Raw genomic sequence first — 1546 nt, 5'->3', positions numbered from 1 at the left:
ATAACAACACGCCCTGAGGTGGACAACAAGTTTAAATTAGCTATTTACCGCAAATTTTAACAGTGGCGAGCCTCTTCGTTTTAATGCCTTTAAATATTTTGATTCGTCGTAGGGTGTATTGGTTTTCCAGCACCTAAATAAGATTCTAATCCACTTGAAAGCTAGCGATCTGATGATGCTGTTATGTGGTTTTCCTTTGCTTTTTTGTTGTTCATAATAAGCCTTAGCCCAAAATGAATAACGTATCGAAAATCCTGCCCATTCAACGAAAGTTTGCCTTAAAAAGGTTGGGCAACTATATCGCCAATGTGTCCACATTTTCTTACCGCTACGTTCAATTACGGGCGCAATACCGGCATATTTCTGTAGCTCAGAGGCATCGTCATAACGGTTTCTGTTACTGCCAAATGCAACTAATAAGCGTGGTGCAAGTTGTGGCCCTGCGCCAGGAAGACTATCAAAAATAGGTTTGTCTTGCTGTACTTTGTAAGCTTGCTTTATCACTTTATCTAGTGATTCAATCCCCTTTAATAACACTTTGAATTGTGCAATGAGCACTCCAACTAATAATTGATTTGGCTCTATCACGCCCCTGTCATCAGTTAATGGCATCGCACTTTTTATACTGGCAATACGCGCTTCATTAACATGGACGTAATGTGAATTATGGCTATTAAAAAAGTCTAAGAGTGTTTGTTTTTTTGCTCTTTTAGCTTTGGTAAGTGAAGGCCATTTACTGATAAAGTCGCAGAAGATGGTGGTATCTTTTTCTTTAAACAATTCAAGTACTTGTGGGTAGTAGTTCTTTAGTGTAGCTGTTATTTTATTGGATAAATCTACACTGTCTTGTACCAAGTTACGTCGATATTCGACCAACTGTGTCAGTGAGCGCATAGCTGCTGACTCGGGTTCAATAACGGTTAGTTTGTCCATATGCAGAGTGAGTATTTCGACTTGTATTAGTGCATCAGAGGGATCATCTTTCGCGTTACTTGGCGTAAATGCTTTACGGTAATTGGCCACGGATGAAGGGTTAATGGTAAATAAAGTGAGATGACTATATTTGGCTAACGCATAAATGAGAGGACCTTTTTTTAGCTCGCAAGCCACTGCTATTTGTTGGTTTGGGTAACGTTGTTTAAGGCTCATTGCCCAATCATGTAACGCTTCAGGTTTACTCTTAATAATGCAATAGTGGTATTTTTTTGTGTGGTTAGGGTGTTCACAGATATCATGTTTTGTATCTGCCCAATCAATGCCGATTAATACAGCGAAATCATTGATGTTATATGCTTTCATTTTGCAGCTCCTCCGCGTAAAGTTACAGGTGGAATGTGCTTAAATCTCGTTTCTCGCAGGTCTTATAGATAGTCGTGGTCGGCGATCCCTGAGTATGCGTTTTGAAATCGAGTTGCTCTGTTGGCTCGAACGTCTTGTTAGAAACATTGGATGTTTGCCATTCAATATTCGTAACCAACAGAAGCATGTTCCACCTAATATAAGAGTAAGTTACTTTATTAAATAAGTGGCTTGGTCGAACTATAAG

2 protein-coding genes are annotated in these 1546 nt (G+C 39.3%); both read right to left on the bottom strand.

Annotation, left to right across the window (positions count from 1 at the left end; all coding sequences use genetic code 11):
- Nucleotides 1-36: 36 nt before the first annotated feature.
- Nucleotides 37-1299, bottom strand: a complete 1263-nt coding sequence (locus ESZ36_RS22385; RefSeq protein ID WP_146792021.1) for an IS110 family RNA-guided transposase — start codon at nt 1297-1299, stop codon at nt 37-39.
- Nucleotides 1300-1321: 22 nt separating this feature from the next.
- A partial coding sequence (locus ESZ36_RS22695; protein WP_211357848.1) for a hypothetical protein occupies nt 1322-1546 on the bottom strand: 225 nt, incomplete at its 5' end.

The sequence above is a fragment of the Colwellia demingiae genome, from assembly GCF_007954275.1.
Taxonomy (GTDB): domain Bacteria; phylum Pseudomonadota; class Gammaproteobacteria; order Enterobacterales; family Alteromonadaceae; genus Colwellia; species Colwellia demingiae.
This window is presented reverse-complemented; position numbering and strand designations above follow the sequence as displayed.